21 protein-coding genes and 2 tRNA genes are annotated in these 17,765 nt (G+C 37.4%); 8 read left to right on the forward strand and 15 right to left on the reverse strand.

Going from position 1 to position 17,765, the window contains the following annotated elements:
- Positions 1 to 11: 11 nt before the first annotated feature.
- Positions 12 to 911, reverse strand: coding sequence for a helix-turn-helix transcriptional regulator (locus tag HMPREF2766_RS05220; RefSeq protein ID WP_070568217.1), 900 nt, complete (start codon positions 909 to 911; stop codon positions 12 to 14).
- A 78-nt stretch (positions 912 to 989) separates the two neighbouring features.
- On the opposite strand from HMPREF2766_RS05220, the gene HMPREF2766_RS05225 reads away from it, so the two are divergent.
- Positions 990 to 1,445 (forward strand): effector binding domain-containing protein, encoded by a 456-nt coding sequence (locus tag HMPREF2766_RS05225; protein WP_142350307.1) that lies wholly within the window; start codon positions 990 to 992, stop codon positions 1,443 to 1,445.
- Here the strand turns inward: HMPREF2766_RS05225 and HMPREF2766_RS05230 are convergent.
- Complete coding sequence (locus tag HMPREF2766_RS05230) at positions 1,434 to 2,096, reverse strand: prepilin peptidase (protein ID WP_070568223.1); 663 nt, start codon at positions 2,094 to 2,096, stop codon at positions 1,434 to 1,436. The genes HMPREF2766_RS05225 and HMPREF2766_RS05230 overlap by 12 nt on opposite strands.
- A 69-nt stretch (positions 2,097 to 2,165) precedes the next feature.
- Between HMPREF2766_RS05230 and HMPREF2766_RS05235 the strand changes: the two genes are divergently transcribed.
- From HMPREF2766_RS05235 to HMPREF2766_RS05245, 3 genes are all read left to right on the forward strand, one after another.
- On the forward strand, positions 2,166 to 2,621 hold the full coding sequence (locus HMPREF2766_RS05235; protein ID WP_070568226.1) for a GNAT family N-acetyltransferase: 456 nt from the start codon (positions 2,166 to 2,168) through the stop codon (positions 2,619 to 2,621).
- 102 nt (positions 2,622 to 2,723) lie between these two features.
- The gene (locus HMPREF2766_RS05240; RefSeq protein ID WP_070568229.1) at positions 2,724 to 3,248 is read left to right on the forward strand and encodes a thiol-disulfide isomerase; all 525 of its coding nucleotides are present in this window, start codon (positions 2,724 to 2,726) and stop codon (positions 3,246 to 3,248) included.
- Between the two features lie 70 nt (positions 3,249 to 3,318).
- Complete coding sequence (locus tag HMPREF2766_RS05245; RefSeq protein WP_070568232.1) at positions 3,319 to 3,840, forward strand: hypothetical protein; 522 nt, start codon at positions 3,319 to 3,321, stop codon at positions 3,838 to 3,840.
- 217 nt (positions 3,841 to 4,057) lie between these two features.
- Here HMPREF2766_RS05245 and HMPREF2766_RS05250 read toward each other — a convergent pair whose 3' ends face one another.
- The 5 genes from HMPREF2766_RS05250 to HMPREF2766_RS05270 all read right to left on the reverse strand — a co-directional run bounded on the left by HMPREF2766_RS05250 (position 4,058) and on the right by HMPREF2766_RS05270 (position 5,979).
- On the reverse strand, positions 4,058 to 4,261 hold the full coding sequence (locus tag HMPREF2766_RS05250; RefSeq protein WP_000102420.1) for a CsbD family protein: 204 nt from the start codon (positions 4,259 to 4,261) through the stop codon (positions 4,058 to 4,060).
- 41 nt (positions 4,262 to 4,302) lie between these two features.
- Complete coding sequence (locus HMPREF2766_RS05255; protein ID WP_000072931.1) at positions 4,303 to 4,887, reverse strand: Asp23/Gls24 family envelope stress response protein; 585 nt, start codon at positions 4,885 to 4,887, stop codon at positions 4,303 to 4,305.
- A gap of 11 nt (positions 4,888 to 4,898) precedes the next feature.
- Positions 4,899 to 5,069: a DUF2273 domain-containing protein gene (locus HMPREF2766_RS05260; RefSeq protein WP_000454669.1), complete on the reverse strand. Its 171-nt coding sequence runs from the start codon at positions 5,067 to 5,069 to the stop codon at positions 4,899 to 4,901.
- Positions 5,070 to 5,079: 10 nt separating this feature from the next.
- Positions 5,080 to 5,643, reverse strand: coding sequence for an alkaline shock response membrane anchor protein AmaP (gene amaP / locus HMPREF2766_RS05265; RefSeq protein ID WP_070568234.1), 564 nt, complete (start codon positions 5,641 to 5,643; stop codon positions 5,080 to 5,082).
- A gap of 99 nt (positions 5,644 to 5,742) precedes the next feature.
- Entirely contained in the window at positions 5,743 to 5,979 is a 237-nt protein-coding gene (locus tag HMPREF2766_RS05270; RefSeq protein ID WP_000964741.1) for a GlsB/YeaQ/YmgE family stress response membrane protein, read from the reverse strand.
- Positions 5,980 to 6,289: 310 nt separating this feature from the next.
- Between HMPREF2766_RS05270 and HMPREF2766_RS05275 the strand changes: the two genes are divergently transcribed.
- Complete coding sequence (locus HMPREF2766_RS05275; protein ID WP_070568237.1) at positions 6,290 to 7,771, forward strand: AcpB/EbpR/MafR family transcriptional regulator; 1,482 nt, start codon at positions 6,290 to 6,292, stop codon at positions 7,769 to 7,771.
- A 334-nt stretch (positions 7,772 to 8,105) separates the two neighbouring features.
- Here the strand turns inward: HMPREF2766_RS05275 and HMPREF2766_RS05280 are convergent, their stop codons facing one another.
- From HMPREF2766_RS05280 to HMPREF2766_RS05295, 4 genes are all read right to left on the reverse strand, one after another.
- A complete protein-coding gene (locus tag HMPREF2766_RS05280; RefSeq protein WP_042768732.1) occupies positions 8,106 to 8,981 on the reverse strand; it encodes an SDR family NAD(P)-dependent oxidoreductase in 876 nt (291 codons plus the stop codon).
- A 1-nt stretch (position 8,982) separates the two neighbouring features.
- A complete protein-coding gene (locus HMPREF2766_RS05285; RefSeq protein ID WP_042768777.1) occupies positions 8,983 to 9,819 on the reverse strand; it encodes an alpha/beta fold hydrolase in 837 nt (278 codons plus the stop codon).
- A 14-nt stretch (positions 9,820 to 9,833) separates the two neighbouring features.
- The gene (locus tag HMPREF2766_RS05290; protein ID WP_042768731.1) at positions 9,834 to 10,838 is read right to left on the reverse strand and encodes an NADP-dependent oxidoreductase; all 1,005 of its coding nucleotides are present in this window, start codon (positions 10,836 to 10,838) and stop codon (positions 9,834 to 9,836) included.
- A gap of 92 nt (positions 10,839 to 10,930) precedes the next feature.
- On the reverse strand, positions 10,931 to 11,362 hold the full coding sequence (locus tag HMPREF2766_RS05295; protein ID WP_033584335.1) for an Rrf2 family transcriptional regulator: 432 nt from the start codon (positions 11,360 to 11,362) through the stop codon (positions 10,931 to 10,933).
- 657 nt (positions 11,363 to 12,019) lie between these two features.
- Here HMPREF2766_RS05295 and HMPREF2766_RS05300 point away from each other — a divergent pair.
- Positions 12,020 to 13,309 carry a hypothetical protein gene (locus tag HMPREF2766_RS05300; RefSeq protein WP_070568240.1) on the forward strand — a complete coding sequence of 430 codons (1,290 nt, stop codon included), beginning with the start codon at positions 12,020 to 12,022 and terminating at the stop codon, positions 13,307 to 13,309.
- 9 nt (positions 13,310 to 13,318) lie between these two features.
- Entirely contained in the window at positions 13,319 to 14,407 is a 1,089-nt protein-coding gene (locus HMPREF2766_RS05305) for an AI-2E family transporter (RefSeq protein WP_070568243.1), read from the forward strand.
- Positions 14,408 to 14,547: 140 nt separating this feature from the next.
- Here HMPREF2766_RS05305 and HMPREF2766_RS05310 read toward each other — a convergent pair.
- The 4 genes from HMPREF2766_RS05310 to HMPREF2766_RS05325 form a co-directional block, all read right to left on the reverse strand.
- Positions 14,548 to 14,620, reverse strand: a tRNA-Lys gene (locus HMPREF2766_RS05310).
- A gap of 62 nt (positions 14,621 to 14,682) precedes the next feature.
- On the reverse strand, positions 14,683 to 15,198 hold the full coding sequence (locus HMPREF2766_RS05315; protein ID WP_000672744.1) for a DUF308 domain-containing protein: 516 nt from the start codon (positions 15,196 to 15,198) through the stop codon (positions 14,683 to 14,685).
- Positions 15,199 to 15,552: 354 nt separating this feature from the next.
- Positions 15,553 to 15,625 (reverse strand) — tRNA-Lys (locus HMPREF2766_RS05320).
- Between the two features lie 264 nt (positions 15,626 to 15,889).
- Entirely contained in the window at positions 15,890 to 17,161 is a 1,272-nt protein-coding gene (locus HMPREF2766_RS05325) for a replication-associated recombination protein A (protein WP_070568246.1), read from the reverse strand.
- A gap of 115 nt (positions 17,162 to 17,276) precedes the next feature.
- Between HMPREF2766_RS05325 and HMPREF2766_RS05330 the strand changes: the two genes are divergently transcribed.
- On the forward strand, positions 17,277 to 17,747 hold the full coding sequence (locus HMPREF2766_RS05330; protein WP_070568249.1) for a DUF3013 family protein: 471 nt from the start codon (positions 17,277 to 17,279) through the stop codon (positions 17,745 to 17,747).
- Positions 17,748 to 17,765: the final 18 nt, after the last annotated feature.

Consider the following 17,765-nt stretch of genomic DNA (forward strand, 5'->3'; position numbering starts at 1 on the left):
ACAGTTGAATATTAGTTTGGGTATTGCTTATGAATGGTATCTATATAGTTGGTGAAATGTTTCAGGAAATGCTTAGGAGATATAACAGTGATGTATTTTCCAAAAGCAAGCAAGGTATTGTATCCCCAATCATTGTCGTTTAACGGATAAGTAATCTCGTAAATATCGCTATTAATAGGTTTTATGGCATTATAGCCTAAGAGTTCCACAAATCGATCAAGAACAATTTTCTGGACATGCAGGATGACAGGTACTTTGTTTTCATTCATCCAAGCACCACCATCATAGGGAAGTGGTGTAAAATGTCTTTTTGAAAAAGTATCGGAGAGAGTAAGTTCACTAATTCTAGCAACTTTAAAAACAGAAAAACGCGCTTTATCAGTATCGTAGGCATCCATATACCAACTCCGGTCCTTATAGACAATACGGTAAGGCTCACAATTTTTTTGACTCACCAGTCCTTGTGAATTAATATAGGAAAATTTTATTTTTACTCTACCTCTGATAGCTTCCAATAACTTAAAAATCAAAGTTCGTATTTCCAAGTTCCCTTGAGATAGAGATAAATCAATTTCGAAATCAGAGTATGTATTGGTAGCATTTAATTTCAATATAGCATTGAAAGTAGAGGCATCTTCCAATACTTGATAACGGCTTTTTAAACCAGATTCGATAGAAAGCCGTTCGGATTGGGTCAGGGGAGGTTTGTCAGTTTGGAAGTCTTCCATAAGAAAAATGCCTCCATTTTTTCCTTTCATTACATAGAGAGGAATGCCTGCAAGAGATAAATCATCAATATCTCTCATAATAGTTCGTGTGCTGACTTTAAAAAGTTCTGATAATTCTTTAGCTGTTGTTTTTCGTTTATTTGCTAAATGAGAAATAATCCCCATTTGACGGTCAATTTTCATAATTTTCTCCTTAAATATGACAGATAGTTGTCATATTACTTTCGTTATGATTATACCATAAAGAAAGGAGTTCATATAATGAAACATCAAACTAAACCATCGTTTACCTTAGTTGGCAAGAGTATTTTGATAGAAGGAACTACAGTTCATGAACATCACTATTCTAAAGAGAAAACGGCATTCTATACTCAGTTATTTAAAGAAGGAATGCTAGGAAAATTGATGCCCCATTCTCTAGATAAAAGAGGCTATGCTTTGATAGTTCCTCATAAAGATGGTATACAATACTACGCAGGAGTTGCGGCAAATGATGCTGTGGCAGGTTACGAAAGCATTCTTGTCCCAGAGAAAGATTATTTAGTAAGCTCAGCCAGTGGTGATAAATCAAGACTCTTGTTTGATAAATTGGAGGATAACTTTTTTGAGGGAGAATATAGTTCGCTTTACAATGATGGAATTATCTTAGAAATACTTTTAAACGGTAATCCCATGGATGCAGAAGTTGAGCTTTGGGTTCCCAATTCAACAAACTAATAAGAACTGATAGAAAATTATTATAGTCGCAGCAAGTAAGAGGAAAGGCACGAAAGGAAGTCTTTCCTTTTTCTTTTGCGAAAGAAAGGCTAAAATCCCTGCCGCAGAAGCAAACTGGATCAAGATGAGTAATTCTGTCGCGCTAAAGATGAGAGCACAAGAAGCCAGAAATAGAAAATCCCCTGCTCCCATGCGGATATCGATAAAATGAGCTAAAATTCCAAGGGCAAGAAAGAAGACCATAACCAGATTCCAACCAGTATAGGCCATTAGGACTAGATGGAAAGTCATCCAGACTAGTAAGGGATATTCCTGATGGCGAAAGTCGTAGATGGCCAAGGTCAAGCCAGCAGTGATTAGGATGACTTGACCCAAGGAAATCCAGCCCCATGACCAAGCCAGAAAAAGTAACCCCAAGCCCAATTCAAAGAGGGCATACCAGAACGGATAGCGAATCTTGCAGTAGCGACAGCGAAAGCGATTGACCACCTGCGAAAGGATAGGAATCAAATCTAGCGGTCGCAAGCGAGTCTGACAGGAATTACAGTGGCTAGCTGGTCGAATAATGGATTGCTCAGGAAAACGGTCAATGACCAAACCCAAGAAAGAAGCGAGAATGCTCCCGACAAGAAAAAAATAAAGATCAATCATACTTATCTATTCGTAAAAAATAAGAGAAGTAGTATAATAAAGAAACATTGATAAGATGGTGAGGTCAAGATGATGATTCGTTTTGAAGAAAATATGAGCACAGAAAATGCTCAGCACGTATGCCAATGGTCCAACTCCCTTGGCAAATCCTTTCAAGAACAATGGATGGGAACAATGATTCCTTTTCCCTTGACAATTCAAGTCTTGCAAGATTTGGAAGGAATCTTTTCAATCTTTGATGGACAAGAGTTTGTAGGGCTTATCCAGAAAATCAGACTAGAAGACAGGAATCTTCATATCGGGAGATTTTTTATCAACCCCCAGAAGCAGGGGCAGGGATTAGGTAGCCAGGCTTTAAGAAAATTTGTTAGTTTGGCCTTTGAAAATGAAGACATAGATACTCTTTCACTAAATGTCTACGAGGCAAATCAAACAGCTTACAAGCTTTACCAAAAAGAAGGATTTGAAACCGTTCGAATGGTTGAAGTACCTAGACGAAAATACATTATGAAAAAGGGTAGATAACAGTTACTTGAGTTAGATTCCCAAGGATTTTTAAGGAAAAGGAAGTTCTCTTTCAAAGTTAGAAACAAGACTTCTATGATTTCTTAGATAGAGGAGATAAACATGTCGAGACCTAGAAAAATACGAATCTTGCTTGCTTCTGTACTTGCCTTAGTTGTTGGTATCACTCTCTATTTTCAGCATCAAAGCCACCAAGAACGCTTCCAATTAAAGACCTCCTTTGAAGAAAAGGACGCTATAGCTGTCTTACAACATTTAATGGATTCAGGGAAATATGCGTCTGATATGCGAAAAGCAGGCTATATTGTTCCTCCCGACGGTGCTATCCGCTTGGATGGAGGAATTGACTCCATAGGGATAAAAGGAGACATTGATTTGAAAATGTTGAATCCTGGCAGGGATGAAGTCTCTGTTATATTTGAAACAATGGTAAATGAGGAAAAAATAAATGCCTACTATATTTTAGATAAGCAATTAACCCTAAAACGTAGATACTATTCTTATATTAGTAATCAAAATAAAGAAAGTGTGATGATATCTCAAGCCGAAGAAGAACGCTTATTAAAGATTGTTCGAAAAGAGTTGAAAGCTTTTCTAGATAAGATGTATCAGACTTTGTATGGTTGATGTTACTAGTGAGAAATGGAGGCGAGATTCTGTTTAGGATTTCAACGATAATGAGAAAGGAGGGACAAGAATGTTTACAGAATTGCTCTTTATTGTCTCTTTTGTGTTACTTTTACGTTTGTTTAAAAGTAGGCGCTCACGAATGATTATAGGAGTTTTGTATAGTTTGCTGCTAGTCTGGTTTGTCTTTTCCGTTTTGAACTATGGCAAATACACTCTTCAACCAGGTCAATCCGTCAACTTAAAAGTAAACCCCAGAACACAAGATCTGGAATACTATTCAATCTTCATCTTGAAGAAAAATGATTCAAGCAGAATTAAATTAACTGGCTCTAGTGTTTGGAGTGAGAGTAATGGTGATGTTTACTATGAAGTAGAGGGACAAAAAATTACAAAAAGCCATGGTTTCGATGAGGAGGATGAAGAACTTCCAAACAATCAAGCAGATATTTATTTAGAAAAAGATGGAGTTGTTGTGAGTTACCAAGGTGAAAAAGTGTTTGATGCCACCAATAACAAGCCCTACACGATAACCATTACCAATGTAGACAACCAACCAGCCCAATTTGAAGCTCAGGTGGTGGATAAGTAAGCACGTCTAGTAGTGTGTAAGCTTTTAAATGTTCTTTCTTTAAAAGGGAGATATTATTTTAAGTAAACAAAAAAGCCTTGATTCCAAGGCTTTTCCTGTTAAGAATCTCTTTTAACGAAAAATGGGAAGCGTGTTTAGAATCCGATCTACAAAAAAGAGGACATTTACGGTCCTCTTTTTGACTACTATAGATGAAAAGGTCAGCTAACTTTTAGCCTTATTTTTCATCTTTGTGAAGCATGTTTTTAACACCTTCAATAGCGCCTTCGACAGCATCTTTAGCATCTTCAGCAACTTCTTTTACTTTAGAAACAACTTTTTCAGCTGCTCCTTCTTTTTCCATTTTTTCATCGCCGATCATTTTGCCGACACCTTCTTTAATGGAACCTTTTGCTTGGTTTAATTTTTCTTCTGTTGACATGATTCTGCCTCCTTTAAATTGATTGATTTTGATCAGATGAATTAGTGTACGCGAGCATTTTCCTTTGCTTCGCCCTTAACGGCTTCAACACCTTCGCCTACTTTTTCTTGAACAGCAGCAACACCTGAACCGATACCAGATTTCACTTTTTCAAATTGTTCTGAAGCAAATTCTCCTGTTGAAGAAGCCACGTCCGTTACTCGGTCTTGAAGGCTAACTGAATCTGCTTCGTGCTGTTCCTTCGTTTTGATGTCGACAACATTCACATTGACTTCAACAACTTCTAGATCAGTCATTTTTGTAACTTGTGACACGACAACATCTTTGATTTCCTTGTACAAAGCAGGGACATTCTTTTGGTATTCAACAACAATGTTCAAGTCAACTGCAACTTGTTCTTTCCCAACTTCAACATTGACACCATGAGTGACATTATCTGTGTTGATAATTTTTTCTGTTAGATTAGAGAAGAAGCCTCCATCAACATCCAAAAGTCCAGGTACTTTTTCAAGTGAAAGACCAATGATTTTTTGGATGACTTTATCTTCATAAGTGAGTTCCCCTTTAACATCTTGAGAAACAACAGCGACATCTTTTTTTTCTACATTTTTATCTACGTTTGACATACGAGACTCCTTTATTTATTTAAATATTTTTCCTTAACATAGTATCCAGCAAATGCTCCTAGGGCTCCACAAATTAGTACAAAGAGTGTTTTGAAAAAGCCAAAGGATAAGATAAAGCAAGCGAGAATGACACCTACTAAACCTGCAATAATTGGATACTGATATTTTTTAAACCATTCCATTTTTACTTCCTTACTTTACACGACTAACAGTCTTTTTGGTCGTTTTTCGAGGTTCAACTTCTTTTACTTTAACTTCAAGTTTTACCTCACGTTCAATACCAAAGAATTGCTTTAATCCATGAGTTATTTCATTCTGAATGACAAGACATCGTTTTGAGATGTTGTCCGAAGGAAGAATTTTGCCCTCAACATAAACGAAACATTTATTTTTGCGGCTATTTACATGGACCGTTGGTTCTTTCATCAACTGATGATCAATAACCAAACATCGAACAAAGCCTTCGATAGCTGAATTTTTTAGTTTTAATGTATCTTCTTGAGTTTCTAATTGGATCTCTAGATATTGTTTAGGATAAAAGAGTATCACTAAGATTGAAATTAACACTAAAACAGATAGGACAAGTGTCCCCCAAAAGACATATCTAGCAATCAGGAATTCAGCGTAGAGTTCTCTCCAACTGAATAAGTGGATTCCTAAATCACTGACCTGATGATAATCTATGAGAATAGGAAGGAAAATAGCCAAGATTAAAATACAGAAAATAAGTAACAATATTTTCTTTGATTTTGACATATTAAATCCTTTCAAATGAAAAGCTTTAAACCATAATTTTACCCGTCTAAAGTATTCAAAATTATGGCTTATCACTTTTAATGTTCTATTAGGTAATGCTTATTTTTTACCAAATAGAAATGAAACGACTGCAACAACAATCACTGCACCTACGATTGACGGAATAATAGCCATTCCAGCCAATGAAGGTCCCCAGCTTCCTAGAAGTGATTGCCCTACAGACGAACCGATAAGACCTGCAAAGATATTTGCAATCAATCCCATTGAACCACCTTTTTTAGTGATTGCACCTGCGATGAGACCAATAAGACCTCCTACAATAATGGACCACAACATAGTGTATCCTCCTTTTCTATTTCTAAATCAAAGAATCAATTTCAGAAAACCAATTTCTTTGATTGAATTAATTATATAATATTTAAATATGGAAGGGTAATAATTTGTCTCAAACTACGTATTATAAAAACACACCACAGGTACAAATAAATAAGAAAATCTTGATGCTACTGGGTTTCTAAGGGATTAGACTAGTCTTTTGATGACAAGCAAAAGTCGTTGTAAGAGGATAAATGCACTCTATATGGTATAATTGCATGAAGATTGATAGGCAATCGTTTAGTTTATTATAAAGAGAGAAAAGCTATTCATGAGAGATTTATTATCGAAAAAAAGTCACAGACAATTAGAATTATTAGAATTACTGTTTGAAAACAAGCGCTGGTTTCATATTTCAGAACTAGCAGAATTATTGCACTGTGCAGAACGTTCTGTAAAAGATGACTTGTCCCATGTCAGATCTTCTTTTCCTGACTTGATATTTCATTCTTCAACAAACGGCATCCGTATCATTAATACCGATGATAGTGATATTGAGATGGTCTATCATCATTTTTTTAAGCATTCAACCCACTTTTCAATTTTAGAATTTGTCTTCTTTAATGAAGGATGTGATACTGATAGTATTTGCAAAGAGTTTTATATCAGTTCTTCCTCTCTTTATCGTATCATCAGTCATATTAATAAAATTATTAAGAAACAATATCGTTTTGAAATTAGCCTCAATCCAGTTCGAATCACTGGAAATGAGATTGATATCCGTTACTTTTTTGCCCAGTATTTTTCAGAGAAATATTATTTCCTTGAATGGCCCTTTGAAGATTTTTCTCAAGAACCCTTGTCTCAATTATTGGAATTAGTCTATAAAGCAACTTCTTTCCCGATGAATTTATCAACTCACAGAATGTTAAAATTACTTCTGGTTACAAATTTATATCGCATAAAGTTTGGTCATTTCATGGAAGTTGAGAGAGACTCTTTTAACAATCAATTGTTGGAATCGTTTATGCAGGCAGAAGGCATCGAAGAGATTGTAGCGAGCTTTGATTCTGAATATCGTATCTCTCTGAATAAAGAAGTGATAGGTCAACTATTTGTATCCTATTTTCAAAAAATGTTTTTCATAGATGAAGAAGTATTTCTGAACCATGCAAAAACAGACAGCTATGTAAAAAAATCGTATCAGTTATTGGGAGAACTAGTAGATCAGGTATCAAGAGACTATAATCTCCAAGTAGACAATAGAGACAATCTGATTTGGCATCTGCATAATACAGCACATCTGCATCGCCAGGAATTATCGACAGAGTTTATCCTATTTGATCAAAAAGGCAATACAATCAAAAACTTTCAAAATATTTTCCCTCGCTTTGTTTCAGAGGTGAAGGAAGGGATTGAACACTATCTAGAGGCTTTGGATATGGATCGTAATTCAATGAAGGTCAATCATTTGTCTTATACTTTTATCACTCATAGCAAACACTTGGTGCTAAATCTTTTACAAAATCAACCTAAATTAAAGGTTTTGGTCATGAGTAATTTTGATCAGTATCATGCAAAATCAGTAGCTGAGACACTTGCTTACTATTGCAGTAACAATTTTGAACTGGAAGTTTGGAGTGAATTAGAGTTATCCCTTGATGCTCTAAAAGAATCACCTTATGACATCATTATTTCTAATTTTATTATTCCGCCGATTGAAAATAAGAGACTGATCTATTCTAATAATGTCAATACAGTCGCTCTTATCTCTTTGCTTAACGCAATGATGTTTATTCGATTGGACGAGTAACTAAGAATAAAAAAACGCTATCTAGCGTTTTTTCTTATAAGAAAAGAATTTCATCTATATTAGACTCAGAATAACCTAAGAAACTAAGCAAAAAAGCCTTGGTTATCAAGGCTTTTCCTGTTGTATTTAGATGCCCCCTGCAAGCATTTTTAAGAAATCTTCATCTTGAAACTAACCAAAAATGTTGAAATATAAACGATTTTTGGAAGATAGTTGGAATAATTTTGAATGTGATTATTTCAAAACGTGGCAAAAGTGGGGCAAATTATTTAGGATATAGAAAATAGATAAGTTTTGATATCATCTTTTTCTTGATAGTCGAGTCATAATAAAGTTAAGATATTGTGGACTTATTTTGAAACAACTCAATTTTATCATTGCAGTAAGTGATTAAATTTTTTGCTTTTTCAAAATGATATCCTTTTTCGGATACAAACTTTACTTTCTTCTCATCAAAATAATAGCCTGTCAAACCAGTGACTTCTTCTGATAAGGTGAGGTAGTAGCCTGTTTTAATTCCCTCGTCTAAATTCTTAGAGAGTGACTTCATCAAGCGGCCAAAGAGAGACTTTTTCGTTTTTTCATCACTGGAATCGTTCCCCAAATTGGTTGAAATCAAACCTGGATGGTAAGAATTGATGGTGATGTTTGAACCTCTTAAGAAGAACTCTCTGGCTAGATAGCGTGTCATCCAAATAGTGTAAAGTTTAGAATTATTATAGGCCAATCCGAGATTATAATTGTTCTCAAATCCAAAGTCTAAATCCTTGACCTTGGCAAAATGATGCATATAGGAGGAGGTATTAATGATACGACCGTCAGGCGCTTTTTCTAACAAGGGGCTTAGCTCAATTGTTAACATATAGGGAATGAGAACGGATAACATAAAAGTCAATTCGACATTTTCAGTACTCACTTTTCGTTCTTTTCCTCCATAAAGTCCTGCATTATTAAACAAGACATCGATACTTTGAAAGTCTCGCTTGATTTCTTCCACAAATCGATAAACATCGTCTAATTTTGAAAAATCCGCAAGGTAGCTAGAAACTCTGCCTCTCAAGGAAACTGCTCGAACCTCTTGAAGAGCCAGCTCAAGTTTTTGAGGGTTTCGACCATGAAGAATGACATGATGACCTTGGCTGGCCAGTTTCTTTGCCAAATGTTTACCGATACCGTCAGTAGCACCTGTTATTAGAATGGTTTTGACCATATTAGTCCTCCAAGAAAGCAATGAGTTCTTTTGAAAACTCCTCTGCATATTGGAAGATCGAACCGTGCCCTGCATTTGGATAGATAATCAGCTTACTATTTTCGATTTTCTCATGCATGTCATAGGAATTTTCCGTTGGAACCTGCATATCCTTGTCCCCGTTAACGATTAAGGTTGGTTGAGTGATAAATGTTAGGTCGTCTTGAGGATCTTTCCCCCAACGTTTAATAGCTTTGAGTTGAGTTAGGAAACCTGATACGTTCATGTCTTTATCCGCAAATTCCTTTGTTCTCATACCCATTCGTCCTAGGACTTTCAAAGCTTCGATTTTCCCTTGTTCATCATGATTATAGAAGATATAGCGTTTAGGATCGATGCGCTCGAGTCCCGCTTTAAACATATAGTTAAAGGTTTTCCCTGTTACCTTATCGACCTCTTTTCCACCTCGAGGACCTGTTCCAGCCAAGATTAAACGATTGACTAGAGTAGGATTTATTCGGATGATTTCTTGGGCAATCATTCCTCCCATAGAAAGGCCGAGGAGATTGATTTTATCGTAACCAAGCGCTTTTACAAAGTCAATTGTCTGCTCAGCCATTCCAGGAATGGTTGGCGCCACTTGGCCTTGACTGGCTCCAACACCAGGAAGATTGACTACAATGACATGGTGTTTTTCAGCAATCAAGTTTAATAGTCTTGGATCCCAGTTATCGAGAGTTGCTGCCAAATGGACCAGCATCAGAAGAGGTAGTTTTGATTTGCTTTTGCTGAGTTCGCGATAGGCGATTTGGTTTTCTTGGACAGTGATGTATTGATTTTTAGTTGTAAGATATGACATTGTGTTTTCCATTTTTATTTCTTAAAGCTGAGGACTGTTTTTCCACGCGAGCGACCATTAGCGACTTTGTCTAATGCACTATTTACTTCTTCAAATGGATAAACTGTATCGATAGAGGGTTTGATTTTTAATTTACTAAAGAGGTCAGCTACTTCTTGTAATTGAGCGCCGTTGCTTTCTACAAAGATAAAATGGTATTGGACACCGTATTTTTTCGCCATCTTATCAAATTTGCGACCGGCTAAGCTAAGAATAATCTGTTTCCATTTTGGTAGATTCATGCGTTTGGCAAAAGCACCGTTTGGCATGGCACGAAGGGACACAAGGTGACCACCTTTTTTCATAATAGACATTTGTTTTTCAGTTTCAGCCCCACCAAGAGTATCGAGAACATAATCAACCTGGCTAACAGTTTTTGTATAATCCTCTGTTTTGTAATCGATAAATCGGTCTGCTCCTAGCTTTAAAACTCGCTCAGCACTATCTCCAGCACCATTAGTGATGACTTTCAAACATTTGGCCTTGGCGATCGGAATGGCCATCCCACCAACTCCTCCAGTACCACCAGAGATAAAGATCGTTTTCCCAGCTTGAGCGCCCATGAGTTCCAAGGCTTGCATAATGGTTAAGGCAGTAAGAGGAACAGCAGCGGCTTCCTCGTCTGAGAGATAGTCTGGAACCTTGGCTAAAGCTTGGCTATCAACAGCTAGGTATTCTGCAAAGGCACCAATATGGTCAAGCGGTAAACGACCAAAGACACGGTCTCCTACCTGAAATTTGTCAACTTGCTTGCCAATTCTTTCAACGATTCCAACGAATTCATTACCTGCAGTTTGAGGAAGTTTGTAAGGGACAATCATCTTGACCTCGCCACGAGAGATCATGTTATCTAGCGGATTAACACCAGCTGCAGATACTTTAACCAAAACTTCTTTGTCTGTCATACTTGGTTTAGCGATTTCTATGATGTTCAGTGTGATATTGTTTTTATTATAAGTAGTGTGTTGAGCGACTTTCATGTGATTTCTCTTTTCTTTTTTAATATAATTCAATAGACTTGTATTTGATACAAGTTCATGTTGTCTCCAGTAAAAACTGACTTGCTATCAAATCAGTTTCGGACTTGTTTGGCTTGTTTATATAGATTGTCAATGACATCTTCTAAAGTTTGATTTGCTAATTCCTTCTCTAATTGAGATTCGGCACTAGCGAAAAGCGGTGAAACTGCTCCTTGGATATGTTTTCCAACAGGGCAATCAGGATTGCTATTTTGATGAACAGGGAATAAACTAATGTGATTGATTTCTTGAGTAGCATAGTAGATCTCTAGTAAAGTCATTTTCTTTGGAGACTTACTGAGTTGATAACCTGTTTTTCCTTGCTGGGAATGAATCAAATCTGCATTTTTCAATAAGGCAATCACCTTTCGAATGTAACTAGCGTTGGTCCCGACGCTCTCAGCCAGTGCTTGTGAACTTAAGGTATCCTTGCTTTCACTAATCATGGTTAGGATGTGCAAGGCTACTGAAAATTTCGTATCCATATAAACTCCTTTAGATAACTTGTATCTGATACAAGAACAAGTATAGCACAAATAAAAAGAAAAGCAAGACTTTTGTTTTAAATTAAAAAAAATTTTTTGAAGAGTGTCATCAGATTAGAGATGTTTGGTAAGAAAGTTCATAATCAAATGGGAGGATAAACTTGTTTTAAAGAAACAGAATCTCCCCTCTCTGCTTGATTAAACATATCTTAGTTTGTGCCTAGTAAACTTTGTTTCATAATCTAATTATATGTTATTTCATTCCGTTTTTTTGTTCTTTTCAAAGCGTTATGAGGACTTGAAACTTATTTTATAATTTTTAATTAGTAAAATGTTGAATTATAGTGAGTATTGTGTCACAATAGATAGTATATAAATCATTAATAGAATAGAAATAATACTTTCTTACCTTTACAAGTAGTATTGGTTACACATTTTTTCGTCTCAATTGTACTTATCTCTCAAGTTTAGTTAATTTTTATTAGCTTTGTTTTCGAATCAATAAAACAAATTTTAGAAGTGCATAAGACAAGATGGTGACATTACTACAGTCATTTCTAGTCACCATATGTTGCTGGCACAGGCTGTTTGTAGTGTTGGCTATTTACTAGTCAGTTTAATCGGAGTGTTTAATTTTTATTGTTGAAAGGTTTTTATATGGCGAAAATTCTATCTTTAGGTCTGACAGGTAAGAAATTACTTGCTCAGGGGTTCTTGTTTGTTCTGCTAGGTCTCATCTTGATGGTCACGGGGACTTGGTTGCCAGTAAAGGTTATTCGACTGGTTCTGTTTTTAGCTTGGATAGCAACGGTCTTAGATTTAGTATTACGTATTTTCAAAAAAAGTCAGTCAACGGACACCTTGGGAGTTGCACTGGTTAAATTGTTAGTGCTGGGATATTTGCTTGGCTCCAATCTTGCGACGGATGTGCCGATTTATATTTTGGCTCTTGTGATTGGAGTTTATCAGATTTTTCATGCTAGTATTAACCTTGTCACCTATGTTCTCTACCGCAAAAACAAAATTCGACCTCGTTTTCGTCTCTTACTAGATGGACTCGTACTAGTTTTTCTTGGTGGGACTAGTCTTTTGTCCTCTACAGGAAATTCTGTCTTTCAACTCTTTGTATTAGGGGCTTATTTTTTCCTTTATGGTGTGTCCAATATCCGTGATGGTTTCTTGTTTGAGGAGGAAATTGGGAAAAACCATCTCAAACGTCGTGTAAGAATGAGCTTACCTATTGTCCTAGCCGCTCTCATCCCTGCAAGAACTTTAGCAAAAGTTAACAAATTTATGCTGGAAAATGCTGATGAGGAAGAAGATATCCATCTTGGAATAGTGAAGTCTGGTAAGACAGCAGAGCTAGAAATTTTTGTTCATACAGCTGAGACCTCCCTGTTTTCAGCTATTGGTCATGTGGATATCTGCTATCAGGGCCGTGTTATTTCTTATGGCAACTATGATCCGTCATCTGAGACCTTATTTGGTATGGTAGGAGATGGTGTCTTATATTTCTGTGACCGCGATAAGTACATTGATCTATGTAAACGTGAGAGTCAAAAAACACTTTTTGGTTACGGAATAGATTTGACACCTGAAATGGAAAAAGCAGTTCAGAAAAAGTTGGCTGAATTGAAACAACTGACAATTCCATGGGAGCCAAGTGCAGATAAAATCATGACAGGTGATGGTAAGGAAGACTACACCTACGCTTATAAAATCAGACACGAGACAGATGGGGAACTTTATAAATTTATCAAATCTAAGTTTAAATCCTACTTTGTCTTATCTACAAACTGTGTGCTCTTGGCTGATACCATAGTCGGTCAGGCTGGCACCGATATCCTCTCACCCAAAGGATTTATCGCTCCAGGAACTTACCAAGCCTACCTTGATCGAGAGTTTGAAAAACCAAATAGTATAGTCGTATCTAAACATGTTTATTAAGGAGAATTTATGAACTTAGTTAAAAAATATACTCCGTTAATCCTTTTTATAGGGCTGGTTGCTCTTGTAATTCTGAATGCATCGAGCTTTATATCAGGAGCAATCTCTCTCTTTGATGTAATATCAACCTTGATTTATGGTGCTGTCATTGCTTTTGTGCTCAATGTTCCCATGAAAAAAATTGAAGAATTCCTAGTTAAAATGAAGGTAAAGGCAGGGTTGCGCCGTCCGATTGCTATGGTGCTTGTTTTCCTATCTCTTATCTTAATCGTGATCTATCTTTTGGTTTTGGTGCTTCCAACCCTTGCTCAGACTATTAGTCAGCTGGGAGCAGTCCTTTCAACAGTCCTGACTCAACTTGGGAAATTGCTAGACAGCTCGGAATTTGTAACCAAAGACATGCTGTCAACTATCGTATCAGGAATTCAGGGACAGTCTAGCTCTATTAGTCAAGCTTTGATAACCTTCTTATCCGGTCTGACTAGTAATATAGGAAATATTTTTTCAAGTATAATGAATGCCTTTCTGATTATAGTATTTACCTTTTTATTTTTATCCAGTAAGGAACATCTGGCAGCGATGACGAGTAGACTTCTAAAAGTTATATTTCCAGAGAAAGTGGTGACAAAGTTAACTTACATTGGACAAGTAGCACTAGAGACTTATGACCAATTTTTGATGAGTCAGCTGATTGAAGCAGTCATCATAGGAGTTATGATAGCGGTTGGCTACAGCCTGTTTGGACTACCTTATGGGGTAATGACAGGTATATTTGCAGGAGTGCTATCGTTCATTCCTTATGTAGGGCCTATGATTGCTTGTGTTGTGGGAGCGATTTTTATCTTCACAGTGAGCCCTACTCAAGCCTTACTTTCTCTTCTTCTATATCAAGTTATACAGCTGATTGAAGGAAACCTTATTTATCCTAGAGTTGTAGGTCAATCTATTGGTTTGCCAGCTATTTTCACGCTTGCGGCTGCTAGTATTGGAGGCAATCTCTTTGGCTTACTTGGGATGATATTCTTTACACCGATATTTGCTGTTATCTATCGATTGGTTAAGGAATTTGTCGTTGCAAAGGAAAATCAGCTAGATTAAGAAAAACTAAATTTAATAAGATATACTGAGAAGAGAGTGAGAGATTCTCTTCTCTTTTATTTTTAAATACTTTTCTACAAAAAGCTATTAGACGTTAAAAAAAGCCTTGGTTTCAAGGCTTATTTCTGTTGATTTAGATGTGCCCCCTGCAGGGCTCGAACCTGCGCCCCATAGCTTAAGAGTCTACTGCTCTACCAACTGAGCTAAGGAGGCAACAGAAAAAGCTGAGAATGTAACTTCCCAGCTATTTTAATATGCCCAAAATGGCAGCTAGATTATTTACGAAAGGCATCAAGGATATAGGTGAAACCAACAATTAAAAATGCAAAGGCAACGACATAAACGACAAAGACACTTGTAGCTACTGGATTGAACAAAATCACTAGACCTAGTAAAAATGCAAGCAACGCTATCCACATGATATGGTTGCCAATAATAGGGAAAATCAATCCCAGACGATTGCCTTTAAAGAAAACTATAATGGCTTCTACAATTAACCAAATTCCTAAAATAGTTGGAATGACAACTGGCAGCGTCACAAAGCCATAGGCAACGAGGTAAAGAGCTAAGAGAAGATTAACAATCCCTTGGAAAAGATGAGCTGGTGAGCGAAGCTCTTTTGGTACAGAGAAATAGCCTAAAATAGCTGCTATAGAAGAAACCAGTAAACCAAATGCAATCCACCAGCTGTAAGCAACAAGATTAGCTACTGGGTTTGTAAATAGGAAAAGTCCTAAAAGGACAAAAACAACTCCTGCAAGGAATAGCGATAAACGATTAGAAAATTTCATTTCAATACCCCCTATATAGTATAGTATAGTTTGATAATAAAAATATTATACACCTTTTTAGAGGAAATATCAATAAACAAAATGGAAAATTTGGAAGTTTCAGTCTGATTTATGAAAAGAAAATCAGTTTTTATTATTTTGAAAATAAAAAGAGAAGATAAAATTTGTCTTCTCTACATGAAAATATTGTATGGCATCAAAGCAAAAGTAACTGGCTTTACACTATTTGTAAAGATGTAATTTGATTCAAAAAGAAAAGATAGATTTAAAATGTGGGACAAATGATGGGGTAAATCAGTTATAGACAAGCAAAAAAAGCCTTGATTTACAAGGCTTTTTCCTGTTGTATTTAGATGCCCCCTACAGGGATCGAACCTGTGACCCACGGATTAAGAGTCCGCTGCTCTGCCAGCTGAGCTAAGGAGGCAAAGAAAAAAGCTGTATTGGTGCCGAAACTTCACGGTTTGTATTGAACCCGCGCAATTAAGCAGGTGGGCAACTCGCTCTAACTGAAGCTGTTTCCGTGTGAGACGGCCTACATGCTGTTAGAAGACTTTTGTTTCCCTAATAATACAAAAAATAGTCGGTCAACACTTAAGTGTGAAGTCGTACACCACAGCGTTTCTATGTTTATATAATACCACTTTTTCAAAAAAAATCAAGAGGAAAGTGTAATTTTTTGAAAAGGATTTCAGATTTTTCGCAAACGGTCGATAGCTTCCTTTCTTTGAGCCAAAGCCCGTTCGTACTTGCCAGTATCTTCCGGAGTGAAGTAGTGCTGGTCTTTGATTTTTTCTGGCAGATAGTCTTGCTTGACCCAGTTTCCAGGATAGTTGTGCGGATAGAGATAGTTTTGGGCGTTGCCCAGTTCCTTGCTTCCACTGTAATGACCATCACGCAGGTGCCGAGGGATAGGCAAATGCCCCGATGTTTTGAGATCAGCCAGAGCCTTGTCCATCGCCACATAGGCTGAGTTGGATTTGGGAGAAAGAGCCAGATCAATGACGACATTAGCAATGAGAATGCGGGCTTCTGGGAAACCAATCCTTTGTGCAACATCTAGAGCAGTTACAGTATGGATCTGGGCTTCAGGATTGGCCAAGCCGATATCTTCATAAGCGATAACAGTCAAACGACGAGCTAGACTAGGCAGATCCCCAGCTTCAATCAAGCGGGCTGCGTAGTGGAGACTGGCATCCACATCTGATCCGCGGATGGATTTTTGCAGGGCTGAGAGAACATCATAGTGCCCATCCCCATCCTTATCCATGGTAATGTAACTCCGCTGCAGGCTATTTTCCATGATATCGAGCGTGATATGGCGGATACCCTTGTCATTCTCAGGGGTAGATAGAACAGCCAAATCTAGTGAATTAAAGGCAGAACGGAGGTCTCCGTTGGTAGATGTTGCGATAAAATCAAGGGCATCCTCATCTAGTTCTACTGGGAAATCAAAACCTCGTTCAGGGTCAGTCAGGGCCATTTGAATCGCTTCTTTGACGTTTTGGTTAGACAGAGGTTCCAGTTCAAAAATCTGAACACGGCTACGAATGGCAGGAGTGACAGAAAAGAAGGGATTTTCAGTCGTTGCGCCAATCATGATAACCAGACCACTTTCCAAAAGTGGCAGAAGAAAGTCTTGCTTGGTCTTATCAAGACGGTGGATCTCATCCAGTAGTAGGACCAATCCACCAGAGAATTTAGCTTCTTCGGCGATTTCTTGGAGTCGCTTTTTACTATCCACTGTCGCGTTAAAGGTCCGAAAGGCATACTTGGTCGTTCCAGCGATGGCTGAAGCGATACTGGTCTTGCCGATTCCTGGAGGTCCGTAGAGAATCATGGAGGACAGGCGGTTGGCCTCCACCATGCGACGGATGATTTTTCCTGGTCCGACCAGATGTTCCTGACCGATGACCTGGTCGATGGTTTTAGGGCGCATGCGAAGTGCGAGATTGTCAGGCATAGCAGTCCTTTCTAACATGGATTTTCTGATGTATATGTGGTAAGATGGTAGTATCTATTTTAGCATAATTCCGAGTAATCGGGGCGATTTAAGAGTCGCATAGAAAGAGGACAAAATGGCAACATACGGATTTTTAGATGTTTTAGAGGAAGAGTTGGACAAGAACTTTCCATTTGACTATGAGATTAGCTGGGACAAGCGCAACCACGCGGTTGAAGTGAGTTTTCTTCTAGAAACACAAAATGCTGCAGGAGTAGAGATGGTGGATGAGGATGGAGAGGTGTCATCAGACGATATCCTCTTTGAAGAAGCAGTCCTTTTCTACAACTCTGCCAAGTCAACAGTTAATGAAGAAGACTATCTCACAGTCATCCCTTACCTGCCGAAGAAAGGTTTTTCTCGTGAATTTTTAGCTTATTTTGCGCTATTCCTTAAAGATACTGCAGAGGTTGGGCTAGATGCCCTCATGGACTTTTTGGAAGACCCAGAAGCAGAAGAATTCGTCATGGAATGGAACCAAGAAGTCTTTGAAGAAGGGAAAGTTGGCTTGGAAGAGGGAGAATTTTATCCTTATCCGAGGTATTAGGAACTAGTGAGGAAGTAT

Source organism: Streptococcus sp. HMSC076C08, assembly GCF_001810825.1.
In the GTDB taxonomy this organism is placed as follows: Bacteria; Bacillota; Bacilli; order Lactobacillales; family Streptococcaceae; genus Streptococcus.

Excerpts from the sequence above, each read along its gene's own strand:
- HMPREF2766_RS05230 (WP_070568223.1), bottom strand. The coding sequence starts at position 2,096 with ATGATTGATCTTTATTTTTTTCTTGTCGGGAGCATTCTCGCTTCTTTC.
- HMPREF2766_RS05300 (WP_070568240.1), top strand. The coding sequence starts at position 12,020 with ATGGCGAAAATTCTATCTTTAGGTCTGACAGGTAAGAAATTACTTGCT.
- HMPREF2766_RS05245 (WP_070568232.1), top strand. The coding sequence starts at position 3,319 with ATGTTTACAGAATTGCTCTTTATTGTCTCTTTTGTGTTACTTTTACGT.
- HMPREF2766_RS05315 (WP_000672744.1), bottom strand. The coding sequence starts at position 15,198 with ATGAAATTTTCTAATCGTTTATCGCTATTCCTTGCAGGAGTTGTTTTT.
- HMPREF2766_RS05285 (WP_042768777.1), bottom strand. The coding sequence starts at position 9,819 with ATGTCATATCTTACAACTAAAAATCAATACATCACTGTCCAAGAAAAC.
- HMPREF2766_RS05255 (WP_000072931.1), bottom strand. The coding sequence starts at position 4,887 with ATGTCAAACGTAGATAAAAATGTAGAAAAAAAAGATGTCGCTGTTGTT.
- HMPREF2766_RS05240 (WP_070568229.1), top strand. The coding sequence starts at position 2,724 with ATGTCGAGACCTAGAAAAATACGAATCTTGCTTGCTTCTGTACTTGCC.
- HMPREF2766_RS05270 (WP_000964741.1), bottom strand. The coding sequence starts at position 5,979 with ATGTTGTGGTCCATTATTGTAGGAGGTCTTATTGGTCTCATCGCAGGT.
- HMPREF2766_RS05260 (WP_000454669.1), bottom strand. The coding sequence starts at position 5,069 with ATGGAATGGTTTAAAAAATATCAGTATCCAATTATTGCAGGTTTAGTA.
- HMPREF2766_RS05225 (WP_142350307.1), top strand. The coding sequence starts at position 990 with ATGAAACATCAAACTAAACCATCGTTTACCTTAGTTGGCAAGAGTATT.
- HMPREF2766_RS05250 (WP_000102420.1), bottom strand. The coding sequence starts at position 4,261 with ATGTCAACAGAAGAAAAATTAAACCAAGCAAAAGGTTCCATTAAAGAA.
- HMPREF2766_RS05295 (WP_033584335.1), bottom strand. The coding sequence starts at position 11,362 with ATGGATACGAAATTTTCAGTAGCCTTGCACATCCTAACCATGATTAGT.
- HMPREF2766_RS05325 (WP_070568246.1), bottom strand. The coding sequence starts at position 17,161 with ATGCCTGACAATCTCGCACTTCGCATGCGCCCTAAAACCATCGACCAG.
- HMPREF2766_RS05305 (WP_070568243.1), top strand. The coding sequence starts at position 13,319 with ATGAACTTAGTTAAAAAATATACTCCGTTAATCCTTTTTATAGGGCTG.
- HMPREF2766_RS05235 (WP_070568226.1), top strand. The coding sequence starts at position 2,166 with ATGATGATTCGTTTTGAAGAAAATATGAGCACAGAAAATGCTCAGCAC.
- HMPREF2766_RS05330 (WP_070568249.1), top strand. The coding sequence starts at position 17,277 with ATGGCAACATACGGATTTTTAGATGTTTTAGAGGAAGAGTTGGACAAG.
- HMPREF2766_RS05220 (WP_070568217.1), bottom strand. The coding sequence starts at position 911 with ATGAAAATTGACCGTCAAATGGGGATTATTTCTCATTTAGCAAATAAA.
- amaP (WP_070568234.1), bottom strand. The coding sequence starts at position 5,643 with ATGTCAAAATCAAAGAAAATATTGTTACTTATTTTCTGTATTTTAATC.
- HMPREF2766_RS05290 (WP_042768731.1), bottom strand. The coding sequence starts at position 10,838 with ATGAAAGTCGCTCAACACACTACTTATAATAAAAACAATATCACACTG.
- HMPREF2766_RS05280 (WP_042768732.1), bottom strand. The coding sequence starts at position 8,981 with ATGGTCAAAACCATTCTAATAACAGGTGCTACTGACGGTATCGGTAAA.
- HMPREF2766_RS05275 (WP_070568237.1), top strand. The coding sequence starts at position 6,290 with ATGAGAGATTTATTATCGAAAAAAAGTCACAGACAATTAGAATTATTA.